Annotated in this window: 19 protein-coding genes; 9 read left to right on the top strand and 10 right to left on the bottom strand. The window is 63.4% G+C overall.

The window, feature by feature from the left end:
• Positions 1-136: 136 nt before the first annotated feature.
• The gene (locus NKH49_RS23280; RefSeq protein WP_352615994.1) at positions 137-1,720 is read left to right on the top strand and encodes an ABC transporter permease; all 1,584 of its coding nucleotides are present in this window, start codon (positions 137-139) and stop codon (positions 1,718-1,720) included.
• On the top strand, positions 1,717-2,799 hold the full coding sequence (locus NKH49_RS23275) for an ABC transporter ATP-binding protein (protein ID WP_352615997.1): 1,083 nt from the start codon (positions 1,717-1,719) through the stop codon (positions 2,797-2,799). Before NKH49_RS23280 ends, NKH49_RS23275 begins: the two co-directional genes overlap by 4 nt.
• A gap of 22 nt (positions 2,800-2,821) precedes the next feature.
• Here NKH49_RS23275 and ugpC read toward each other — a convergent pair whose 3' ends face one another.
• The 4 genes from ugpC to ugpB form a co-directional block, all read right to left on the bottom strand.
• Positions 2,822-3,889 carry a sn-glycerol-3-phosphate ABC transporter ATP-binding protein UgpC gene (ugpC, locus tag NKH49_RS23270; protein ID WP_352452447.1) on the bottom strand — a complete coding sequence of 356 codons (1,068 nt, stop codon included), beginning with the start codon at positions 3,887-3,889 and terminating at the stop codon, positions 2,822-2,824.
• Positions 3,890-3,896: 7 nt separating this feature from the next.
• Positions 3,897-4,745 (bottom strand): sn-glycerol-3-phosphate ABC transporter permease UgpE, encoded by an 849-nt coding sequence (ugpE, locus tag NKH49_RS23265; protein ID WP_352616000.1) that lies wholly within the window; start codon positions 4,743-4,745, stop codon positions 3,897-3,899.
• An 8-nt stretch (positions 4,746-4,753) separates the two neighbouring features.
• A complete protein-coding gene (gene ugpA / locus NKH49_RS23260) occupies positions 4,754-5,638 on the bottom strand; it encodes a sn-glycerol-3-phosphate ABC transporter permease UgpA (protein ID WP_352616127.1) in 885 nt (294 codons plus the stop codon).
• An 81-nt stretch (positions 5,639-5,719) separates the two neighbouring features.
• Positions 5,720-7,030, bottom strand: a complete 1,311-nt coding sequence (ugpB, locus tag NKH49_RS23255; RefSeq protein ID WP_352616003.1) for a sn-glycerol-3-phosphate ABC transporter substrate-binding protein UgpB — start codon at positions 7,028-7,030, stop codon at positions 5,720-5,722.
• Between the two features lie 296 nt (positions 7,031-7,326).
• Between ugpB and NKH49_RS23250 the strand changes: the two genes are divergently transcribed.
• Positions 7,327-9,732: a bifunctional diguanylate cyclase/phosphodiesterase gene (locus tag NKH49_RS23250; protein ID WP_352928011.1), complete on the top strand. Its 2,406-nt coding sequence runs from the start codon at positions 7,327-7,329 to the stop codon at positions 9,730-9,732.
• 2 nt (positions 9,733-9,734) lie between these two features.
• Here NKH49_RS23250 and tlpA read toward each other — a convergent pair whose 3' ends face one another.
• Positions 9,735-10,418 carry a thiol:disulfide interchange protein TlpA gene (gene tlpA, locus NKH49_RS23245; RefSeq protein WP_023677933.1) on the bottom strand — a complete coding sequence of 228 codons (684 nt, stop codon included), beginning with the start codon at positions 10,416-10,418 and terminating at the stop codon, positions 9,735-9,737.
• 35 nt (positions 10,419-10,453) lie between these two features.
• Here tlpA and argH point away from each other — a divergent pair, with 35 nt between their 5' ends.
• From argH to lysA, 3 genes are all read left to right on the top strand, one after another.
• The gene (argH, locus tag NKH49_RS23240; RefSeq protein ID WP_352616009.1) at positions 10,454-11,854 is read left to right on the top strand and encodes an argininosuccinate lyase; all 1,401 of its coding nucleotides are present in this window, start codon (positions 10,454-10,456) and stop codon (positions 11,852-11,854) included.
• A 71-nt stretch (positions 11,855-11,925) separates the two neighbouring features.
• Positions 11,926-12,132, top strand: a complete 207-nt coding sequence (locus NKH49_RS23235; RefSeq protein WP_023677931.1) for a hypothetical protein — start codon at positions 11,926-11,928, stop codon at positions 12,130-12,132.
• A gap of 15 nt (positions 12,133-12,147) precedes the next feature.
• Positions 12,148-13,416, top strand: coding sequence for a diaminopimelate decarboxylase (gene lysA / locus NKH49_RS23230; protein WP_352616012.1), 1,269 nt, complete (start codon positions 12,148-12,150; stop codon positions 13,414-13,416).
• Between the two features lie 10 nt (positions 13,417-13,426).
• Here the strand turns inward: lysA and NKH49_RS23225 are convergent, their stop codons facing one another.
• Positions 13,427-13,729: an ArsR/SmtB family transcription factor gene (locus NKH49_RS23225; protein ID WP_352471409.1), complete on the bottom strand. Its 303-nt coding sequence runs from the start codon at positions 13,727-13,729 to the stop codon at positions 13,427-13,429.
• Positions 13,730-13,779: 50 nt separating this feature from the next.
• Between NKH49_RS23225 and NKH49_RS23220 the strand changes: the two genes are divergently transcribed.
• Together NKH49_RS23220 and NKH49_RS23215 are read left to right on the top strand one after the other, a co-directional pair.
• Positions 13,780-14,721: a threonine/serine dehydratase gene (locus NKH49_RS23220; protein WP_352489423.1), complete on the top strand. Its 942-nt coding sequence runs from the start codon at positions 13,780-13,782 to the stop codon at positions 14,719-14,721.
• Positions 14,722-14,933: 212 nt separating this feature from the next.
• Positions 14,934-17,549: a TIGR02302 family protein gene (locus NKH49_RS23215; protein ID WP_352616016.1), complete on the top strand. Its 2,616-nt coding sequence runs from the start codon at positions 14,934-14,936 to the stop codon at positions 17,547-17,549.
• A 71-nt stretch (positions 17,550-17,620) separates the two neighbouring features.
• Here the strand turns inward: NKH49_RS23215 and NKH49_RS23210 are convergent, their stop codons facing one another.
• Positions 17,621-18,478 (bottom strand): LysR substrate-binding domain-containing protein, encoded by an 858-nt coding sequence (locus tag NKH49_RS23210; RefSeq protein WP_352616019.1) that lies wholly within the window; start codon positions 18,476-18,478, stop codon positions 17,621-17,623.
• A 223-nt stretch (positions 18,479-18,701) separates the two neighbouring features.
• On the opposite strand from NKH49_RS23210, the gene NKH49_RS23205 reads away from it, so the two are divergent.
• Positions 18,702-19,652, top strand: a complete 951-nt coding sequence (locus NKH49_RS23205; RefSeq protein ID WP_352471417.1) for a DMT family transporter — start codon at positions 18,702-18,704, stop codon at positions 19,650-19,652.
• Between the two features lie 18 nt (positions 19,653-19,670).
• Here the strand turns inward: NKH49_RS23205 and NKH49_RS23200 are convergent, their stop codons facing one another.
• The 3 genes from NKH49_RS23200 to NKH49_RS23190 all read right to left on the bottom strand — a co-directional run bounded on the left by NKH49_RS23200 (position 19,671) and on the right by NKH49_RS23190 (position 21,248).
• Entirely contained in the window at positions 19,671-20,042 is a 372-nt protein-coding gene (locus NKH49_RS23200) for a response regulator (RefSeq protein ID WP_352540192.1), read from the bottom strand.
• Between the two features lie 191 nt (positions 20,043-20,233).
• Positions 20,234-20,776 (bottom strand): hypoxanthine phosphoribosyltransferase, encoded by a 543-nt coding sequence (hpt, locus tag NKH49_RS23195; RefSeq protein ID WP_352616025.1) that lies wholly within the window; start codon positions 20,774-20,776, stop codon positions 20,234-20,236.
• 148 nt (positions 20,777-20,924) lie between these two features.
• Complete coding sequence (locus tag NKH49_RS23190; protein WP_352928005.1) at positions 20,925-21,248, bottom strand: hypothetical protein; 324 nt, start codon at positions 21,246-21,248, stop codon at positions 20,925-20,927.
• Positions 21,249-21,276: the final 28 nt, after the last annotated feature.

The raw sequence follows: 21,276 nt of genomic DNA, 5'->3' as shown, positions 1-21,276 counted from the left end.
CTCCTGTGGGAATTCGCTTTCCACAGGAGCGCTCTGTTTTCAAGATGGCATTTGCCTATGACCACAAGCTACCCGCGAGATTATCCGCCGCCGATCGTTTCCGCCTCCGGGCGGAGCTGGCGCAACGTCTGATCTGATGCAATCCGCGATCGATCTCGCACGCCCAGGCTTGCCGGCCGACGCCACGGCCGTGCGGGCACGTCGTTGGTCGGTCTCATGGATTGCGTTGGCTGCCGTCTTTGTCTCGCTTTTCGCGCTGCTGCCGCTTGCCTTCATCGTCTGGGTGGCGGTGCAGACCGGCTGGGAAACGGTGGCGGCGCTGGTGTTCAGGCCGCGCGTCGGCGAACTTCTGGTCAACACCAGCCTGCTGGTGGTGTTGGCGGTGCCGATCTCGATCGTGCTGTCGGTCATGCTGGCCTGGCTGACCGAGCGCAGCGATCTGCCGGGTACCCGCCTATGGGCCTGGCTGTCGGTGGCGCCGCTCGCCATTCCGGCCTTCGTCCATAGTTACGCCTGGATCACCATGGTGCCCAGACTGCACGGCCTGTGGGCCGGCGTGCTTGTGTCGGTCATCGCCTACTTCCCCTTCCTTTATCTGCCGGTGGCGGCGGCATTGCGCCGGCTCGATCCCGCTCTCGAAGATGCAGCGGCAGCCCTTGGTCTCGGCCCGTGGCGTGTGTTCAGGCGTGTCGTGCTGCCGCAGCTCCGGCTCGCCATTTGCGGCGGCTCCCTGCTGGTCGGCCTGCATCTCCTGGCCGAATACGGGCTCTATGTGTTCATCCGCTTCGACACCTTCACCACCGCGATCGTCGACCAGTTCCAGTCGACCTTCAACGGTCCCGCCGCCAACATGCTGGCCGGCGTGCTGGTGACCTGCTGCCTTGTGTTGCTCGGGCTGGAGGTGCTGGTGCGCGGCGAGGAGCGCTATGCCCGCGTCGGTTCGGGTGCTGCGCGCCAGCAGCAGCGCACGAGCCTTGGGCGCGCCACCATTCCTTGCCTGCTGCTGCCTGCCATTACCACGCTGCTGGCGCTCGGCGTGCCGTTCGCCACTATCGGCCGCTGGCTCATGGCCGGCGGCGCCGATGTCTGGCGGCTCGACGAGATCGGCCTGGCGCTTGGCCAAACGCTGTTCCTGGCAATTGCCGGCGCGCTGCTCGCCACCGTCGCGGCAATGCCGATGGCGTGGATTTCGATCCGCGCGCCGGGGCGGCTGCAACGCGTCCTGGAGGGCTGCAACTATATCGTCGGCGCGTTGCCCGGCGTTGTCATCGCCCTGGCGCTGGTCACCATCGCCGTGCGTATCGCCATGCCGCTCTACCAGACCCTGTTCACCATCCTGGTCGCCTATGCGCTGATGTTCCTGCCGCGCGCCCTGATTAGCCTCAGGGCGTCGATCGCACAGGCGCCGGTCGAGCTCGAACGCGCCGCCTCCAGCCTCGGCCGGTCGCCGCTCAAGGCGCTGTGGTCGACGACCATCCGCCTGTCGGCGCCGGGCGCCGCAGCCGGCATGGCGTTGGTCGCGCTGGGTATCATGAACGAATTGACCGCAACCCAGATGCTGGCGCCCAACGGCACCCGCACGCTGGCCATGGCGTTCTGGTCCTATAGCGGCGAGATCGACTATGCGTCGGCGGCGCCTTATGCCCTGATCATGGTGGCGATGTCGCTGCCTTTGACCTGGTTGCTCTACGTCCAGTCGAAGCGGATGGCCGGGCGATGAGCTTTCTCGAGCTGAGCGGCATCCACAAGCACTACGGGCCCGTGGCAGCACTTGCCGGCGTCGACCTCAGCGTGGCCAGCGGCAGCCGTACGGCAATCGTCGGGCCGTCCGGTTGCGGCAAGACCACCTTGCTGCGGCTGATCGCCGGCTTCGAGGCGCCGGACCAGGGCCGCATCGTGCTTGATGACGAGGTGCTGGCCGATGGCGACACGGCCGTGCCGGCGCATCGCCGCGGCATCGGGCTGGTGGCGCAGGACGGCGCTCTATTCCCGCATCTGAGCATCGCCGCCAATATCGGCTTCGGCATGGGGCGTCACGAGGAAAAGCGCAGTGAGCGCATCGCCGAGCTCGCCTATGTCGTCGGGCTGGACAAAGGTATCCTGAAGCGCCGTCCGCACGAACTCTCCGGTGGCCAGCAGCAGCGCGTCGCGCTCGCCCGCGCCATGGCCATGAAGCCGCGGCTGATGCTGCTCGACGAGCCGTTCTCGGCGCTCGACACCGGCCTGCGCGCCTCGATGCGCAAGGCCGTGGCCGAGCTCCTTGAAACCGCCGGCATCACCACCATCCTGGTCACCCACGACCAGGCCGAGGCGCTGTCATTCGCCAGCCAGGTCGCGGTGATGCGCGACGGCAAATTCTCGCAGGTCGGCACGCCGCGCGAGCTCTATTTCAAGCCGAAGGACAGGATGGTCGCCGAGTTCCTTGGCGACGCCATCGTCCTGCCGGCAAGGATCGCCGATGGCTTCGCCATCTCGCCGCTCGGCCGCATCGCTGTCGACAGCTCGGAGCGGCGCGACGTCGCCCGCATCATGCTGCGGCCGGAGCAGGTGTTGCTTAAGCGCACATCGCGTGAAGGCATGTCCGGCACGCCGGACATGCTGTTCGGCGAGGTGACAGAATCGGAGTTCGCCGGCTCGATGTGCACCATCGCGGTGCGTCTGTTGAACAGCCCCGATCCGCCCGACGCCGCCGCTATCGGCAATACGCCGTTGATCCTGCGCAAGCCGGGCATGGACGCGCCGGCGATCGGCGAGATCGTCCGGCTGACCGTGTCGGGCAAGGCGCATGTGTTTGCCTGAACGGTTTTGCGCAAGGCCGACTTCAATCGACCCGTTTGCCCGCCTGATCGAACCAATGCAGCTTTTCGGACCTGGCCACGACGCGCAATTGGTCGCCTGGCTTGGCGCTGGCGCGGCCTGAGACGCGCACGACGATGCGGCTGCCGGCTGCCACGCAATGGAGAAAGCTTTCGGCACCGACCGGTTCGACCGCTTCCACTGTTGCCGGCAGCGCGAGCGCGCCGGCCGGCGCCTCTGCCGCGAAGGTGATGTCGGCGTCCTCCGGACGAAAGCCTAGCGTCACTGCCTTGCCCTGTCGAGGCGCCAAGCCAATCACAGTACCGTCCGCCAATACCGAGCTTGGGGAGGCCCCTGTGAGCGCCAGCAGATTCATCGGCGGTGCGCCTATGAACGAAGCGACGAAGGTCGAGGCCGGTTTCTCGTACACATCAAGCGGCGCGCCGGTCTGCTCGACCAGGCCGGCGTTCATGACGACGAGGATGTCGGCCAGCGTCATCGCCTCAAGCTGGTCGTGCGTGACATAAACCGAGGTGACGCCAAGCGAGCGCTGCAGATTCTTGATCTCGATGCGCATCTGCCCGCGCAATTTCGCATCGAGGTTGGACAGCGGTTCGTCGAACAGGAAGACCTTCGGGTTGCGCACGATGGCGCGACCCATGGCGACGCGCTGGCGCTGACCGCCGGAAAGCTCGCGCGGGCGCCGGTCGAGCAGCGCCGAAAGCTCCAGCACCTTGGCAGTCGAGCGTACCCTGCTGTCGATCTCGTCATTCGGCGTGCCGCGGTTGCGCAGGCCATAGGCCATGTTGTCATAGACCTTCATATGTGGGTAGAGCGCGTAGTTCTGGAACACCATGGCGATGTCGCGCTCGGTCGGGCCAATGGCGTTGACCACCTTGCCGTCAATGGCGACTGTACCGGCAGAAATCGTCTCCAGCCCGGCGATCATCCTCAGCAGCGTAGACTTGCCGCAGCCGGACGGGCCGACCAGCACGCAAAGCTCCTTGTCGGGAATGGCGATGGAAACGCCCTTCACGGCCTCGACGCCGCTGGGATAGATTTTCCTGACATCCTTCAGATCCACGGTCGCCATCGGCTTCTCACTTTTCGGATTCGACCAGACCGCGCACGAACCAGCGTTGCATCAGCACGACCACCAGGATCGGCGGCACGATGGCCAGCATTGCCGTGACCATCACGAGGTGCCATTGGGTGTCGGCATCGGCGAAGGAAACCATCTTTCTCAGCGCGATGACGATGGTGTTCATGTCGTTGCTGTTGGTGACGAGCAGCGGCCAAAGATACTGCGTCCAGCCATAGATGAAGAGGATCACGAACAGCGCGGCGATGTTTGTCCGCGACAGCGGCACCAGAATATCGAAAAAGAAGCGCCATGGCCCGGCACCGTCGACACGCGCCGCCTCGACCAATTCGCCCGGTATGGTCATGAAGAACTGGCGAAACAGCAGCGTTGCGGTGGCCGAGGCGATCAGCGGGACGATCAGGCCGGCATAGGTGTCGATCATGCCAAGATCGACCATCACCTTGTAGGTCGGCAGGATGCGCACCTCGACTGGAAGCATCAAGGTGATGAAGATCAGCCAGAAGAAGGTCATGCGCAGCGGAAAGCGAAAGAACACGATCGCGTAGGCCGACAGGATCGAGATGAAGATCTTTCCCACCGCAACGCCGAGCGCCATGATCGTGGTGTTGAGCAGCAGCCTGCCGACGCTGACCCCGCCGATACGACCGATGCCGCCGAATAGCGCCTCGCTGTAATTGTTCCATAGCTGGCCGCCGGGCAAGAGCGGCAGGGGCGGCCTGAGGATCGTTTGCAGCGTGTGCGTCGAGGCAACGAAGGTGTAGTAGATCGGAAAAGCCACGATCACTATGCCGAGGATGAGCACGGCATGGGCGATGAAGGTGCGGAGCGGGGACTGGCCGATCATCGCTGCCCTCAGCCGTAGTGGACTTTGCGTTCCACATAGCGGAACTGGATTGCTGTGAGCGCGATGACGATGGCCATCAGGATGACCGACTGCGCCGCCGAGTCGCCCAGGATCAGATTGACGAAGCCGTCATTGTAGACCTTGTAGACCAGCGTCTCTGTCGTCTTGCCCGGCCCGCCGCCGGTGACGGCATGAACGATGCCGAACGTGTCGAACAGGGCATAGACGGTGTTGACGACCAGCAGGAAAAAGGTTGTCGGCGCAAGCAGCGGGAAGACGATGGTCCACAAGCGCTTGGTTTCGCCGGCGCCGTCCATGGCCGCCGCTTCGATCAGCGTTTTCGGCACCGCCTGCAGGCCGGCGACGAAGAACAGAAAGTTGTAGCTGATCTGCTTCCAGGCAGCAGCCGACACCAGCAGGATCATGGCGTGGGTGCCGTTGAGCAGCGGGTCCCATACGATGCCGAGGCTTCTGAGCAAATAGGCCAACGAGCCGATCGAGGGATTGAACAGGAAAAGCCAAAGCATGCCGGCAATCGCCGGCGCCACGGCGTAAGGCCATATCAACAGTGTGCGGTAGAGGCCTTTGCCGCGCACGGCCTTCTCTGCCATGACCGCGAGCAGCAGGGCCACAACCATGGCAACGATCGCGGTCGCAAGAGAGAACACTACTGTGACCTTGATCGAGTTGAGATAGGCCGGATCGACCAGCACCTTCCGGAAATTGGCAAACCAGACGAACCTGCTCTTCAGCCCGAACGGGTCTTGCCTGAGCATCGACTGGTAAAGCGCCTGACCGGCCGGCCAGTAGAAGAAAACCAGGGTGATGGCGAGTTGTGGCGCCACCAGCAGGTAGGGCAGGATCTTGTTGGGAAAGACGACGCGTGGAGACAGGCTGATTTCCCTCGCTATCCAGGTATCGCCCGCGCGAGCTCGCGTGGGCGATATTCCAACCGACTAACCGAGATAATCCCGTCAGTTCTCCAGCGCTTCCTTGATCGCCGCGTTGCCGCGCGCAACCGCATTGTCGAGTGCCTGCTGGGCGGTTTGCTGGCCGGCCAGCATTTTCTCCAGCTCCTCGTTCTGGACATCGCGCACCTGCGGCAGATTCGGCAGGCGCACGCCCTTCGAATTGTCGGTCGGCGCCTTGCCCGTCATCTGCAGGATGGGTGTCTCGCGGCCGGGGTTTTTGTCATAGAAGCCTGATTTCTTAGTCGCCTCGTATGCCGCAAGCGTCACTGGCAAATATCCCGACTTCTGGTGCAGATATTCCTGCACATCGGTCTTGGACAGATAGGCAAAGAAAGCCGCGACGCCCTTGTATTCCTCGTCCGACTTGTTGCCGAACACCCACAGGCTGGCACCACCCGGCGTTGTGTTCTGTGGTGCGCCCTTGGCGTCGGTATCATAGGGAAGCTGGCCGATGCCATAGTTCATGCCGGACTTGACGATATCGCCGAGGCCGCCCGACGATTCGGTGAAGATGCCGCATTCGCCGGCGAGGAATATCTGCTTGGCTTCGGAGGTGCGTCCGCCATATTTGAACGTGCCGTCCTTGGCCAGGTCAGCGAGCGCCTGGAAGTGGTTGACGAAAATCGGCGCATTGATCTTGAGTTCGACATCACCGCCGGCCAGGCCATTCTGCTGGGTGGCCCAAGGCACGTCATTCCACGCCGCGAAATTCTCCAGGTGGATCCAGGTCAGCCAGGTCGAGGTATAGCCGCAAGGGGCGGCGCCGCTCGTCTTGATCTTCTTGGCAGCTTCCCACACCTCGTTCCACGTCTTGGGCGGATTGTTCACGTCGAGGCCTGCCTTCTGGAAGATGTCCTTGTTGTAATAGAGGATCGGCGAGGAAGAGTTGTAGGGGAACGATAGCATGGTGCCGTCCGGCTTCGAATAATAGCCGACGATGCCGGGCAGATACTGGCTCTTGTCGAAAGTCATCCCGGCGCCGGTCATCACATCGGCCACCGGCTTTATCGCACCCTCGGCCGCCATCATCACGCCGGTGCCGACGTCGAACACCTGGAGGATATCGGGCGCTTGCCCGGCACGAAAGGCAGCGATGCCGGCATTCAGCGTCTCCGGATAGGTGCCCTTGAACACCGGAACGAGCTCATAGTCGCTCTGGCTGGCGTTGAAATCCTTGGAGATCTTGGCGACGACCTCGGCGTTGGCGCCGGTCATGGCGTGCCACCAGCTGATCTGCGTGACGGCGAAGGCGGAGGTGGTGGAAAGCAGGGTCACGGTGGCGGCGATACCGGCCGCAAAGCCGAAGAACTTCATGTTTCATCTCCCGTTTGTCATTGGCGAAAGGGGCACTTCCGCAAAGCCAATATGTGGCGCTGATGACAATCGGACAACGGTTTTATTGCGGATCAATGAACATCATTCCTTCCTAAAGTGCACTCGCTACTGAAACCGGGCGCCAGAAATCACATCACCGTCTTTTCGGCGCAGCGGCGTCGGTTTTCCCCCGAAAAGACCCGCCTCATGGCCCACGGGTTAACCATTCGTTAAAATCTCCAAGAGCTAATCAGTCACACCTCCCCTGTTAATTTTGGCAGACCGAGTGAACCAGGATGCTGACGGTCTATAATTGTATTGTAAGTCAGCACGATCCGAGACTGGTTGCGCTTGCCGCACTCATCTGTGGAATTTCTTGCTTCTCAGCGGTTAATCTCCTTAAGCATGTCGGCCGATCGACCGAGCGAAACCGGCTTGTCTGGCTGATGATCGCCGCGGCCTCGACCGGGTTCGGCATATGGGCGACGCATTTCATCGCCATGACCGCGTTTACGCCGGGAATACCGAACGCATACAATCCGGGATTATCCGCCTTTTCGCTTGCCGCCGCCGTTATCATGACCGCGCTTGGGATGTGGGTCGCCACCTTGCGCCGCGGCATCGACCATTTCCTCGTCGGTGGCGCCATTCTGGGCGGCGCCATCGCGACGATGCACTACATCGGCATGGCAGCTTTCGAGGTCGAAGGCCGGGTCGTATGGAACCTGCTCCTTGTCGCGATATCGCTTCTGGCCGGCGTGACCCTCGCGGCACTGGCGCTCCTTGTCGTCTTGCGCCGTCCGTCAGCGCTCGCGACTTTCGGCGGCGCCGCGCTTTTGACGCTGGCGATTTGCAGCTTGCATTTCATCGCGATGGCCGCGGTGTCGATCATTCCGGATTCCTCGATTGAAATATCCGAACATTCCATCGAGCCCATTTCCCAGGCCTTTGCCGCAGCGGTCGCCAGCCTGATAATCCTTGTGCTATCGGGTGCCGCGCTGTGGATCGACCTGCGCTTTCGCCGCCAGAAGCTCGAGGCCGATCGCATGCACGATCTCGCCAATGCGGCGGTGGAAGGTCTGATCGTTTGCGATGGCACCCGCATTGTCAGCGCCAATGACAGTATGGCGAAGCTGACCGGAACAGCGACAGCCACCCTGAACACGATGCAATTCGGCGAGCTTTTCGACGGACAGAGCGCAGCCGATATGTCCGGCTTCGGCGAACAGGCGCAGGAAGCGAAGTTAAGGGGCAGCGACGGGGCGAGAATTCCTGTCGAGCTGATCGCCAGGAGAATCACCTACTGCGGCAGGCCTCATACGGTGCTTGCCGTTCGCGACATCCGTGAGCGCAAGAAGGCAGAACAAGAGATCCTCCGCCTCGCGCATTTCGATCCGCTTACCGGGCTTGCCAATCGGCGGAGCTTTTCTTCCCGGCTGGAAGCAGAATTCGCGTCGATGGATCGTGGCGGCAAGGATGGATATCTGGCGCTCCTGCTGCTTGACCTCGACCGGTTCAAGCAAGTCAACGACCTCTACGGCCACAGCGCCGGCGATGCTATGCTGCAGAAGCTGGCGCACTGCATTTCCGGCATCCCGCGCAACGGACAGATGCTCGCGCGTCTCGGCGGCGATGAATTTGCCATCATAGCTCCGAACCTCCCCGACCCCCTGGCCGCAGGCCGGATAGCCGAGGACTTGCTGGCGGCGATCCGGGAGGAAAACAGGGTTTCGGTCGGCTCCGGCCTCGTCTCGGCCAGCATCGGCATTGCCTTCTTTCCGCTGGATGCCGAAGACCAGGCCGGCCTGATCAGCCATGCCGACACGGCACTCCATCGCGCCAAAACCGAAGGCAGGGACACTTATCGGTTTTTCGAGATGGCCATGGGCACCGCGGCCCGCGACAAGCGCGTGATGGAGCATGAATTGCGCCAGGCGATCGCCCGCAAGGAGTTCCACCTCGTCTATCAGCCGCAGAAGGAGATCCGCGGCGGCAGGATGATCGGCTTCGAAGCCCTGGTCCGTTGGCAGCACCCTGAGCGGGGTGACATTTCTCCGGCCGTTTTCATCCCGGTGGCCGAGGACAGTGGCGCTATCGCGCAGATCGGCGACTGGGTGCTGACGACGGCTTGTAACGATGCTGTTCGCTGGACAAACCCGCTGATGGTCGCCGTCAACGTCTCCGCCGTGCAACTTCACAATCCGAATTTCAGCCGCAAGGTGCACGACGCATTGACGAGATCCGGCCTGGCCCCCGGCAGGCTCGAACTGGAGATCACCGAAACGGCCCTGGTGAAGGACATGCCGCGCGCGCTGGCAACCTTGAGGCAGGTCAAGGCGCTTGGCGTGCATGTGGCGATGGACGATTTTGGCACCGGCTATTCTTCGCTGTCCAACCTCAGCGCCTTTCCCTTCGACAAGATCAAGATCGACGGGTCGTTCATCAAATCGGTCGACAAGAACGCCCAGTTCGCGGCGATCGTTCGCGCCGTGCTGGGGCTTGGACGCGGTCTCGGCCTACCGGTTCTGGCAGAAGGCATCGAGAACGAGGCTTGCGAGATCGGGCAAGGCTACTACCTCGGCAAACCGGCTCCGATCGAGACATTCGGGGAACTGACGGGCGTGGCCGCTCCGGCAATCCGCACCGCCAGCCGACGCGGCGCAAGCATTGCCGTGCTCAAGCCGCGCCTGCGCACGGTCTGAGCCTATCCCGGCTGAAGCGCCGCCTCGACCAGACGCTTGGCATCCGGCCCCGACCATTCGGCCGGGCCATTCATATGGGCGATCAGGCAGCCTTGCCCATCGATCAGCATGGTGACCGGCAGACCGAGCGCCAGGCCGCGCGTCTTGACGTCGTTGAACAGCGCCATCGTGGCATCGCGATAGTAGCCGAGCGACTTGACGCCGGTGTCCTCCAGGAACTTCTTCGGTTTGGCATCGTCGCCGGCATCGACGTTGACGGCAACAACCTGAAACGCATCGCTGCCCATCTCCTTCTGCAGCGCATCGAGCGCGGGCATTTCGGCGCGGCAAGGTGCGCACCATGTCGCCCACAGATTGAGCAGCACCGTCTTGCCGGCATGATCGGCGATCGTCGTCGGCTTGCCGTCGGGGCCGTTGAAGGCAAGGCTTTTCAGCGATTGCGGCGGATCCGCCGGCAAAAGCGCGGCAACCTGGCCGGTGGCAGCGGCGGCGATCTTCTTGGCACGGTCGGTCTTGGCGGCGCAGGCGACGTCGTCCTTGCCGCCGCCGGCGGCCACTTGCGCGGGCGCCTTGTTGCCAGAACTGCTTTCCCTGACATATACCGCGACCGCGCCGGCCAGCACGCCCGCAACCAAAGCGGCGAGGATGAGACGCAAAGCCGGGAAAAATCTATTGCCGTCTGCCATTTTTGAAAAACTGCTCCGGAGCACGGGTTATAGCGATGAATGACAAGAAGGCCAGCAACCAGATGTGGGGCGGACGTTTTGCCTCGGGTCCGGCCGCAATCATGGAAGCGATCAACGCGTCGATCTCGTTCGACCGCAAACTCTATGCGCAAGATATTCGCGGCTCGATCGCCCATAGCCAGATGCTGGCGCAAACGGGCATTATTTCGGCGGCCGACCAAGAGAAAATCGCTCACGGGCTGAACACGATCCTGGCAGAGATCGAGGCTGGTACATTTGAGTTTTCGACCAGGCTGGAAGACATCCACATGAATGTCGAGGCCCGTCTGGCCGAGCTGATCGGCCCCGCCGCTGGCCGCCTGCATACCGCCCGCTCGCGCAACGACCAGGTGGCGGTCGACCTCAGGCTGTGGGTCAAGGACGAGTGCTTTCGCGTCACCGAGGCGCTGAAGGGCCTGATCACGGCGTTCCTGGATCGGGCCGAGGAGCATGCGGCAACAGTGATGCCGGGCTTCACCCACATGCAGGCGGCGCAGCCGGTGACCTTCGGCCACCACTGCATGGCCTATGTCGAGATGTTTGCGCGCGACCTGTCGCGTGCCCGCGATGCGATTGAGCGGATGGATGAAAGCCCGCTCGGCGCCGCCGCCCTTGCCGGCACCAGCTTTTCCATCGACCGGCACCAGACGGCGAAGGCGCTTGGCTTCCGCGAGCCGATGCGCAATTCGCTCGACAGTGTTTCGGACCGCGATTTCGCGCTCGAGTTCCTGGGCTTTGCGGCGATCTGCGCGACGCATCTGTCGCGGCTGGCCGAAGAGATCATCATCTGGTCGACGCCGCAATTCGGCTTCATCAGGCTGTCGGATAGTTTCTCGACGGGTTCGTCGATCATGCCGCAGAAGAAGAACCCGGACGCTGCCGAACTGGTGCGCGGCAAGACCGGCCGTGTCACCGGCCATCTCGTCGGTCTGCTGACGGTGATGAAGGGCATGCCGCTGACCTATGGCAAGGACATGCAGGAAGACAAGGAATCGGTCTTCGACGCGGCCGAGACGCTCGACCTGATGCTGGCGGCGATGACCGGCATGGTGCGCGATATGACGGTGAACACTGCCGCGATGAAGAAGGCGGCCGGCGCCGGCTATTCGACTGCGACCGACCTCGCCGACTGGCTGGTGCGCTCGCTCGGCCTGCCGTTCCGCGAGGCGCACCATATCACTGGCCGGGCGGTGGCGCTGGCCGAGGAGAAGAAGGTCGGGCTCGACAGGCTTTCGCTGGAGGATCTGCAGTCCATTCACCCCGGTATCAGCGCCGACGTGTTTTCGGTTCTTGCCGTGCAGAATTCTGTAAAGAGCCGCACGAGCTTCGGCGGCACCGCGCCGTCCGAGGTGCGCAAGCAGATCCGCTACTGGAAAAAGCGGCTCGCCAAGGCGTAAGACGCGGGGTGCAATGGCCGCAAAACTCGGCTAGAAGCGGCTGCGGGCAACAGTTTCGGACGGATGGCACGATGACCGGAAGCAGGATTTTGGTGACGCTGACGCTGCTGGCGGCAATGGCCACCGTTGCGGCCTGCGGCAGGAAGGCTGCGCTCGACACGCCGTACGCGGCAGCCGTGCAGGCCCGCAAGGACGCCGAGAAGGCCAAGCAACCCTTGCCGCCGGAGCCGGAAAAACCTGTCGAGGACAAGAAATTCATCCTCGACCCGCTGCTCTGATTTCGGACCAATCTCGTGAACCATTTCGACTACCGCGACGGCGCGCTGCATGCCGAGGACGTGGCGATATCAGACATCGCCGCCAGCGTCGGCACGCCGTTCTACTGTTATTCGACGGCGACGCTGACCAGGCATTTTCGCGTCTTCACCGAGGCCTTTGCCGGGCTCGATGCTCTCGTCTGCTATGCCATGAAGGCGAATTCCAACCAGGCCGTGCTGAGGGTGCTGGCAAGGCTCGGCGCCGGCGCCGACGTGGTCTCGGAGGGCGAATTGCGCCGCGCTTTGGCGGCCGGCATCCCGGCAAGCAAGATCCTGTTTTCGGGCGTCGGCAAGACCGCGCGCGAAATGGATTCTGCGCTCTCGGCCGGCATTCTCTGTTTCAACGTCGAATCCGAACCGGAGCTGGAGCTGCTGTCGGCCCGCGCCACCGCGCTGGGCAAGATCGCGCCGATCTCGCTGCGCATCAATCCGGATGTCGACGCCAGGACGCACAAGAAGATTTCGACTGGGAAGGCCGAGAACAAGTTCGGCATTCCGTGGCAGCATGCGCGGAAGGTCTATGCGCGCGCGGCTGAGCTGACGGGCATCAAGGTCACCGGCATAGACACCCATATCGGCAGCCAGATCACCGAATTGCAGCCCTTCGACGACGCCTTTGCGCTGCTGGTGGAGCTGGTCGGCGCCTTGCGCTCCGACGGTCATGCCATCGAGCACATCGATGTCGGCGGCGGCCTTGGCATTCCCTACCGCGTCGACAACAACCCGCCGCCTTTGCCCGATGCCTATGCCCGGATCGTCAGGAAACATGTTGCCAAACTTGGGCTGAAGGTAATGTTCGAGCCAGGCCGGCTGATCGTCGGGAATGCCGGCATCCTGGTGTCGGAAGTAATCTTCGTGAAGGAGGGCGACGCCAAGAACTTCCTCGTCGTCGACGCCGCGATGAACGACCTGATCCGGCCGACGCTTTACGACGCTTTCCACGACATCAAGCCGGTGGCGCAGCAGCCGGCCGCTGCACCACGCATGAAGGTCGACGTCGTCGGCCCGGTTTGCGAGACCGGCGACTATCTCGGGCTCGACCGTGACCTGCCCCGGCTGAAATCCGGCGACCTGATCGCTGTCTCCACCGCCGGCGCCTATGGCGCCGTTCAGGCCGGCACCTACAATACCAGGCTGCTGGTACCGGAAGTGCTGGTCGACGGCGACCGCTTCCACGTTGTGCGTCGGCGCCAGACCTATGACGAGCTGATCGGACTGGACTCGGTGCCGGACTGGTTGGAGTAGAACTCTGCAGCTACAGCCGGTGCTGAATGAGCGCCCTGATCTCGGCGATTCTGTCCTCATTCCGGCGATAGAATATCCACTGCTTGATGCGCTTGCTGCGCAAAAGCCCTGCCTGGGTGAGCACGCGCATATGCTCGCTGAGCGTAGCCTGGGTGATCCCCAGCCTCTCCGCCATCAGCAGCGCGCAGACGCCGTCCTCGACCAGATCGCCGTCCGTCTGCGGCGGAAAATGCGCCCGCGGGTCCTTGAGCCAATCGAGGATCTGGAGCCTGCGCTCGTTGGCAATCGCTTTGAAAACGTCGACCTCTTGCATTTAGGCACTTTGCCAAGTTACTAAGTAATGTCAACTCTGGGAGTGAAAGCATGCTGCACGGCCACACGATCACACGCGAGCGCATTGCGGCGATAGAACCCCGCATCCGGCCCTTCGTGCGCCACACGCCGGTGCTGCGCGTCGACATGGCCGATTTCGGCCGCCCGCCTCTGCCCGTCGACCTGAAGCTTGAGTGCTTGCAGCATTCCGGCTCGTTCAAGGCGCGTGGTGCGTTCACCAATCTCCTCGAACGGCCGGTTCCTGCGGCCGGCGTCGTCGCCGCGTCGGGCGGCAATCACGGCGCCGCCGTCGCCTATGCCGCCATGCGGCTCGGCCACAAGGCGACCATCTTTGTTCCCGAAGTGAGCCCGCAGGCCAAGCTGGACCGCATCCGCGGCTATGGCGCCGAGCTGATCGTCGGCGGCGCCCGTTATGCCGAGGCGCTGGCCGCCAGCGAGAGCTTCGCCGAAAAATCCGGCGCGCTGCAGATCCACGCCTTCAACCAGGAGGAGACGCTGGTCGGGCAAGGCACGCTCGGCCTCGAGATCGAGGCCGACCTGCCGAAGCTCGACACCCTGCTGGTCGCCGTCGGCGGCGGCGGGCTGATCGGCGGCATCGCTGCCTGGTTTTCCGGCCGCATCAGGATAATCGCGGTCGAGCCGGAGGGTGCGCCGACGCTTCATCGCGCCTTCGAGGCGGGCCGACCCGTCGACGCGCCGGCTGAGGGCATCGCCGCCGATTCGCTCGCGCCAAAGCGTGTCGGCGAAATGATGTATCCTATCGCCGAGGCATTCGTCGAGCGCTCGATCCTGGTCGGCGACGACGACATTATCGCCGCCCAGGCGGCGCTGTGGGACCGCGTGCGAATCATCTCCGAGCCGGGCGGTGCGGCCGCCTTCGCGGCGCTCCTGTCCGGCCGCTACGCACCGGCTGCAGGCGAGCGCGTTGCCGTACTGGTCTGCGGCGCAAACGCCAATCCGGCGAAATTCTGACAATATCCGGGGCATTATTGTTCACGTTTTGGGGAACCGCCTCGCCTTCGCCGTGTTTGTTGGTATCCTTAGGGCGATGTGCATCCGCTTGGACGCACGAAGTACGCGCTAAGATTTTAGGTCTTCGCATCGTGCTTCCCGAAAATCGACTTTTCGGGCCCATGCGATAGACTCGTGAGGCCTGGGCTATCCCGCCCGGCCAGGAAGGGCCGATGACACAACGACCCATTTTCACCAGCGATCGCAGTCTGGCCAGGCGCCTTGCCTTGAGCCGGCTGGGGACGCAGGTCTCGATAATCGTCGAACGCGGCTGGCCATTGCTGCTGCCACTGATCATCGTCGCCAGCCTGTTCCTCAGCATTTCGTGGCTCGGCCTGTTCCCATTTTTGCCCGATCTGGCGCGGATCGGTCTTATCACGGCATTCGGCGTCGCAGCGCTTGCCGCACTTTATCCACTGCGTTTCTTCCGCACGCCATCCAGGGCCGAGGTCGACCGCCGCATCGAGGCGGCGAACCGATTGCTGCACAGCCCGGTGCAGGTCCAGACCGATCGCCCGAGCGGCAAGGAAAGCATTTTTTCGCAAGCCCTGTGGCGCGAGCATCAGCGGCGCATGGCGGACCGGCTGGGCGAGCTTGGCGGCGACGTGCCGCACACACGCGTGCCGGAACGCGACCCGTGGGCGCTGCGCGCCGTTGCCGCGCTTTTGTTGGTCACTGCCTTTGCCTTCTCCTTCGGGCCATCGGGCGGCAGGCTGAGCGACGGTTTTGTTGCCCGTGCCGCCCGCGACGTCGTGCCGCCGCGCATTGATGCCTGGGTGACGCCGCCGGCCTATACCGGCAGGCCGCCGGTATTCCTGAACGCCCCCGTCTTGGCCAACAACGCCACTCAAGCGTCGCCGACCTTCACGGTTCCGGAGGGCAGCGATGTGTCGCTGCGCGTCACCGGCGGTTCGGGCGAGGAAACGCTGAGCTACGCCGATACCGGCGGCAACACCCGCGCCATCGATCCGACCGGGCCGCAAGCCGCCAAGACTGAGGCAAGTCCGGCAACGCCTTCCACCGTGCGCCAGTTCAGCGGCAAGTTGACGGCCGACGGCACGCTGACGCTGCAGTCCAGCGACGGCGAGCTCGGCCGCTGGGCCTTCGCCATAATTCCCGACAAGCCGCCGCAGATCCGCTTTGTCGGCGAGCCGAAGCGCGCCGTCAACGGCGCCTTCGAACTCAACTACCAGATCGACGACGACTATGGCGCGGCCTCCGCCAAGGCGGTTTTCGCATTGGCCGATCCGCAAGTGCCCAACGCGCATCCGCTCTATGGCCCGCCGGAAATGCCGCTGACGTTGCCGCGCCGCGGCGGCAAGGCCAATGCCGCTAAGACGACGAAGGATCTGACCGACCATGTCTGGGCCGGTGGCAACGTCAAGCTGTCGCTTGTCGTCACCGACGGTGCCGGACACACGGCGACCAGCGAAACCAAGACGCTGGTGATGCCGGAGCGGCCATTCTCCAACCCGTTGGCGCGGGCTGTGGTCGAGCAGCGCCGCATGCTGGCGCTCGACGCCTATGCCAAGGACCGCGTGCTCGACCTAATGGATGCGATCACGCTCAGGCCCGAAGACACGTTCGACAACATGACGCACTATCTCGCCATCATGAGCGCCCGCACCCGGCTGAAGATGGCCGACAGCGACGACCAGTTGCGCGACGAGGTCGCTTACCTCTGGGAGATCGCGCTCGGCATCGAGGAAGGCAATCTGTCGGCGGCCGAGAAGCGGCTGCGTCAGGCGCAGCAGGCGCTGCAGGACGCGATCAAGAACGGCGCCAGCGACCAAGAGATCGAGAAGGCGATGAAGGAACTGCGCGAGGCGATGAATCAGTTCCTGCAGGAATTCGCGGCGCGGGCGCAGCAGAATCCGAATGCGCCACAGATGCAGCAGAACGGCCAGGAACTGCGCCAGAGCGACATCGACCGCATGATGGACCAGATCGAGAACCTGGCGAAATCCGGCAATCGCGACCAGGCGCAGCAATTGCTGTCGGAGCTGCAGGACATGATGAACAATCTGCAGGCAGGCCGCCAGCAACAGGGCGGTCAGCAGGACAGCGAGATGCGCCAGCAGATGGACAAGCTGGGCGAAATCATGCGGCGCCAGCAGGAGATGATGAACGACACTTTCCGCATGGACCAGATGCAGCGCGGCCAGCAACAGCGCGGGCAGAACCGCGACGAGCAGCTCGGCGAGAACAGTGAGCCAGGCCCGATGGGCGAAGAGGGCAAGCCCGGCCCAGGTGACGACCGCGATCCGCTCGGCCGGCCGAACCCGATGACGCCGCAGGAATTTGCTGACGCGCTGAAGCAATTGCAGGAAGGCCAGGGCAAGCTGCAGAGCGAGCTCGATCAATTGAGGAAGAGCCTCGAAGGCATGGGCCTCGACCCCAATGAGGGGTTTGGCGAGGCCGGCAAATCCATGGGCAATGCCGAACAGGCGCTCGGCGAGGGCGAAGGCGACCAGGCCGTCGGTCACCAGGGCCGCGCATTGGAAGCCTTGCGCAGGGGCGCCAAGGACATGATGAAGCAACTGCAGGCAATGCAAGGCGACCAGGGCGGCAACGGCCAGGGCGGACGCCAGCAGAATGCCGACCGTGACCCGCTCGGGCGGCCTCGCACCAGCGAGGGTCCCGACGACGGAAGTTCGGTGAGAGTGCCCGACGAGATCGACGTGCAGCGTGCCCGCCAGATCCTCGAAGCGATCCGCAAGCGGCTCGGCAACGCACTCAGCCCCGATATCGAGCGCAGCTATCTGGAGCGGTTGCTGGAGCTGAAGTAAGGCTGCCTGTATTCGGAAGATCGCCGCGCGCAGTCCGTGGTGGCCGCCAGCCCCGAGCTGAGTGGCATGCTTTAACGGTTGGTGAAAGCCTCGCGGATCGCCTCTTCCATGCCGTCGATTGCCTCGCCGGAAGCGTTCGGATTGCGCCGCAGCACCACGTTCGAGGAATCGATGTCGCCGAACCCGTCGGCGGCCGTAAGCTCGCGGCAGCCGGCCGGGATGTTGCTGCGCGAGATCGGCGCGATCGCCAACCCGGAGGTGACGGCGAGCCGCAGACCGCCATTGGTATCGCTGGTGTAGGCGACACGATAGGCGAGACCGCGCTGTTCCAGCGACTTTATGGCGAAATCCTTGCACCAACCGGCACGGTTGTAGAGCGCGATCGGCACCGGCCGCTCCTCATGCATGTGATGCAGCTCCGACGTCACCCATACGGTTGGGTCATGCATCAGCACCTCACCGCCTGACAGATCCTGCCATTCGAACACCACCGCCAGATCGAGCTCGCCGGCGGCGAGCGCCGCGATCTGCGCACCGGAATGCGCGTAGCGGACGGTGATGTCGACCTGAGGATGGCGCTTGGCAAAGACGCCGAGTGCCCGCGACAGGATCGCGTGGCCATATTCCTCCGGGATACCGATGCGCACCGGCCCGCCAAGCGGCGCCGCGACCATCGATGCCGCCGTCTCGTCGAGCAGTGAAACGATACGCCTGGCGTTGGCGATGAGTTCGCCGCCGCGCTGCGTCAACGCTACACCGCGCGACCCGCGCTCGAACAGGCTGTCGCCGATCATGCCTTCGAGCCTCTTCATCTGCATCGAGACTGCCGACTGGGTGCGGCCGGCCCGCTCCGCCGCTTTGGTGAAATTGCCGGTGTCGGCGACCGCCACGAAGGTGCGCAACAGGTCGCTGTCGAGATTGGGTCGCATGTGCCCGCCATAAGAAAATCTGATTGCTGGCATCATTCCAATTCGTTTGCAACATGTCAAACGGCGGACGATAGTCGCCTTACCCATTGGATATGCGGCCGCGAAATCGGCTGCGGACCAATCAAAAGTCCTCACTCGTACCCGCTGCCCGAAACGGTGGCGGGTTCTTTTTACCCGGATGCAGGCCTGCTTTCGGCCGCGCACGCGGGAGACAGGAGCGCCTATGCAGAATCGGCTTGTGCTCGGCATCCTCAGCCTCTGTCTCGGCGTGCTGGTCTTTTCGCTGCAGGACCCGCTGGTCAAGGCGGTGTCGAGCCACTATCCGGTCACCGAGGTGATGGCGATCCGCTCGATCGTCGCCCTGCCGATCCTGGTTTTCCTCGTCCACGCCGATGTCGGATTGCAGGCGATCCTGTCGAAGCGGTTCGGCATGCTGACGATGCGCGCCTTCATCCAGTTCACCTCCTACACGGCCTACTATCTGGCAATCGCCGCCCTGCCGCTGGCTGACGCGGTGGCGCTCTATTTCATGGCGCCGCTGTTCATCATGGCGCTGGCCGGCCCCTATCTCGGCGAACGCGTGTCCTGGCAGGCGCTCGCCACCGTCCTGGTCGGCATGCTCGGCGTGCTGGTCATGGTGCGCCCGGGCGCCGGCTTGTTCGACTGGGCAGCGCTGCTGTCGCTAGGTTCGGCTCTGCTCTACGGTTTCTCGCAGCTGATGGCACGCAAGATCGGCGACACCGAATCCTCGACTGTCATGGCGTTCTATCAGAACGGCGCCTATCTGGTCGGCGCCGCCTTGGTGGCGGCATTGTTTTGGCTGGCAGGCATTGACCACGCCGTGCATCCGAGCCTCGAATTCCTCGTCCGGCCATGGGTCTGGCCGGCGACGCCGGACCTCCTCAAGATGGGGGCATGCGGCTTCGTTGCCTCGGCCGGCATGATCCTGTTGTCGCAGGCCTACCGGCTGGCGCCCGCCAACAGCGTCGCCACCTTCGAATACACCGGTATCATCTGGTCGCCGCTATGGGGTTTTCTGTTCTTTGCCGAGGTGCCGCGACCAGCGACGGCGGCCGGCGCAGCCCTCATCATCGGCGCCGGGCTTTTTGCGCTCAATGCCGGCCGGCACCGGAGCGGCGTGCCAGCCAATACGGCGACCTGCGACCCTGCCTGAAGGCGGTCGGCCTTGGACTTAGGCGAAGCAGGCGAGCGCCTGTTCGACGCGGGCGCGGATTTCAGCCAGCGTGAACGGCTTTTGCACGACGTCGAGAATAATGCCGTCCAATTCGTCGGCGCGCTCGCGCTGGTCGGCATAGCCGGTCATCAGCATGATCTTCATCGCCGGGAACAGCGCCGCTGCCGCCTTGGCCATCTCGATGCCGTCCATCTCCGGCATGCGGATGTCGGACAGCACAAGGTCATAGCTCCCTTGCGCCGCCCGGATCAGAGAAAGGCCGTGTGCGCCGTCCGCGGCGACAGTGACATTATGCCCGGCGCGCTCGAGCGCGCGAGCGGCGAGAGTGCGGACGGATTCATCGTCCTCGACGATCAGGAGATTTGCCATGGGCAGGATATTTGGCGAGGAAAAGTTGATGTTTCCTGAAAGCCAGGAAGGCCATGAGGCCTTTTCAAAATTCGCTCCGCCGAGTCATATGACGTGGTTTTCGAGACCCGGAGCGGACGTTCGAGTCCGTGAGCACCGGAAGCGCAGAAAACCGCGTCAGATGACCGCCGGAGTAGAATTTTCAAAAGGCCTCAGGCGTCGCCCTTGACGATGCCGACGAACGGCAATTCGCGAAACGCGTGGGCGACGTCCATGCCATAACCGACGACGAAATAATCGGGGCAGTCAAAGCCGACATAGTCGGCGTTGAGCGTGGTCTGGCGGCGCATGCGCTTGTCGAGCAGCACGGCGATGGCACAGCTCCTTGCGCCGCGCGACAGCATGAGGTCGCGGGTGAAACTCAGCGTCTTGCCGGATTCCAGAATGTCATCGATCAAAAGCACATCGCGACCGGCGACCTCGTTGTCGATGTCGCGCAGCACCCTCACCTCACCGCTGGTCGTGCCGGCGCCATAGCTGGAGATGAAGATGAACTCGACCTCCGGCGACAGGCCGACATCGTGCATGGCACGGATAAGATCGGCGGCGAAGATGAACGATCCCTTCAGCACCGAGATTACCAGAAGGTCGTGGTAGTCGTGCCCGGCGATCTCCTTGGCAAGTTCCAGGTTCCGCCGCGCGATGGCGGACGCCGAAAACAGGACTTCGATTTCCTTGCCGCGCACAACTGGCATTGGCTGCCCTTCCAGAATGATCGCCTTTGTAGGCGAAGCCGACCGAAACGGTCTTCAACCCGTTTCTAGGCATGTCGTGCCGTCTGGCAAGGCCAAATCTTTCGCAGGGCACCCGCGAACGGTCGGATGTCCCACCGTCGCGAATCGTTTATCTGGTGACCTGTTGATTTTCTGGCGCCGCTCTAACGAACCAGCGCATGGCCGCCCGAAATCCAGAAGGCGGCAAAGACGGCACCGACGCCGACAATCCAGAAGATCGGCCCACCATGCACCCACAACGGCCGTTCGACGGCGGTTTCGGCTTGCGCAACATGTCCATGCCTTCGATCGAAGGCATGGAAATCATGCGCGCAGGCGGCGGCGCAAAGTCTTGACGTGTAAAATGGCGGGGCAGCACCTCATAGTCGGCATCGATGACCTCGGCGGTCACGTCGCGCATGATGCGTTCCGGCTCGGCGGCCGGATCGGTCATGATTTCGCCGGAAACCGGGCGCGCGGTT

Origin of the sequence: Mesorhizobium sp. M1088 (assembly GCF_040318575.1) — a bacterium.
Lineage (GTDB): Bacteria > Pseudomonadota > Alphaproteobacteria > Rhizobiales > Rhizobiaceae > Mesorhizobium.
This window is presented reverse-complemented; position numbering and strand designations above follow the sequence as displayed.